1 protein-coding gene and 1 pseudogene are annotated in these 2,003 nt (G+C 33.2%); both read right to left on the reverse strand.

Annotated elements, in window-relative coordinates; genetic code table 11:
• On the reverse strand, positions 1 to 713 hold a 713-nt coding region (locus F6K27_RS32975), incomplete at its 3' end, for a hypothetical protein (RefSeq protein WP_287300972.1).
• Positions 714 to 1,221: 508 nt separating this feature from the next.
• A pseudogene (locus F6K27_RS32980) lies at positions 1,222 to 2,003 on the reverse strand (hypothetical protein); the annotation flags it as partial.

The following is a 2,003-nucleotide window of genomic DNA, read 5'->3' on the forward strand; positions in this document are numbered from 1 at the left end:
TTGAGAATATTTTTTATTACAGGGTAAAAACGTTCGTCAGCAATTTTTCTTAGGGGAAAATTTACAGTGTATTCTACCCATTTATCATCTTGTATATAATTCGTTCTTTGTATTCCTGGAATCTGCACCGAAGCATCTATACCAAATAATAATAATGTGTCATGTTTGACTCTATAATTAATCAGTAATTTTGGCATTCTCTCCTCAAATTTGCTAACTTGTTGAGTTGATTTTAAAATTCGATTAGAGATGCCAAAAAACCAAGGGTGTAAATTATTAGGATGTTGAACAAAATTATTACAACCTGTTCTTAAAACAATATCAAAATTGTTCATTAAAGTAGGATTTAGGTCATATAAAAGGAGACTAGGACCATCTGTATCGTCTAAATAAACGGTGACATATTTTCTTTTCTGATCGAAGAAACCTTCAGGTATGCTTTGATGATTTTCAAACCAGTGATTGCTTAAAACTACAATTGAACAATCCCAATGATTGATACTAGAATCATAATTAAAAAGATATGATTCTGAATCTAATTCTGTTTTCCAATAATTAAAATTAGCATAAAATGGGACCCCTAATACTTTTAGCCCATCAGCGATATTAATCATTAAATGCTCATAAGCTTGTTCATGGCATAGATAAAAATAAACTGAACCAGAAAAACTGTGTTTACTATTCAATTTTTCAGTAGCTATACTGGTTGTCATAATCAATAGACATCTCCATAAAATAAAACTGCCCTTTATTTAGCATAATCTATAGTTGTAAAAGTTCCTCACAAAATCATTTTTCGTACCTTTTTCCTAAAAATATCTTACCTGTTCCCTGTTCCCTGTTCCCTGTTCCCCGTTCCCTACTCTGACAAAAAGTCTATATCTTTTTCGGAGATGTCTAATTTTTATTTTGATTTTTAGTTGTCTAGTTGAATAATGCAATTTTCTCAGCTTTAGCTTGAGCGTTCACGGTAGTGATGCGCAGCATTATCGCTTCCTTATTCTCATGTTCCAATTTATCTTGAATCCGGTTGAATAGTCGTCATTGCGACGATAGGAAGCAATCTCAGGGGTGCGCGGAGATTGCTTCCTTCCATGAGTGTAATACCAATTCCCAAAAGCATTGCTATGCTTAGGTCGCACTTCAGTTATTAAGTAATTAATACAGGAGAAATTACTTTTTTGCTAAAAAGACCCCAGTTAATGTTTATTATTCTTATGTTTACTCCTCCCCACACTCCCCACACTCCCCACACTTCCCCACCCGATCGGGTATAGCATTCTTTTTGAGAAATGGTATAAGTCGCAATGACTTGGATAAGGCAAATTCGATAATTTCTGCACGCTTTTTATAAATTTCTTTTAAATTTGCTTGACTAAAATAGAGAAATAATTTTGCTTTGAGAGTAAACCATTTAGCTATTTGATGAGCAGTATTATTATCTGGGTTTTGGAAAATAAAGGAATGAATATCATTGACTACTTTTTGTGTCTGTTCGTAGTAATTTTCTACATCTCCTATTTCCCTAAAAAAACCTAGAGGTTGACCACTTTCAATCGTTCCTTTTTCTAAAATTTCTAACTCACTTAAAATCTTTTCAGCTTCATCTTTCTCTGTTAATGATTCAGATTTAATTTTGTTAATAGGTTGATTCTCAAAATTATCCTGCTTGGGAATAATTTGTTTTGATGATAAATCAATCCAATCCAACTTTTCTTTTAAGCTATCCACCGCTATCGATGGAATGCTATCTGCTTTGAGTTTAACTTTTACTTCTTGATTCTCATGTTCCAATTTAATCCGACCTTGCAACTGAGGAATTAAAGCTGACCACTGTATTTGACTCAACTCCCCAAGCAAAACAATTTCTGGTCCTTCATCTACCTCTAATTCTGACTCCATTAATAAATTCATCACCACACTAGATAAAATTAAATCTGCATCCTCAGCAGCAATATTGCTGTTATCTATTAATAGAGTCATCTTAGCTTTCTCTCGATGAG

The organism is Okeania sp. SIO2F5, from assembly GCF_010692685.1.
GTDB lineage: Bacteria > Cyanobacteriota > Cyanobacteriia > Cyanobacteriales > Microcoleaceae > Okeania > Okeania hirsuta.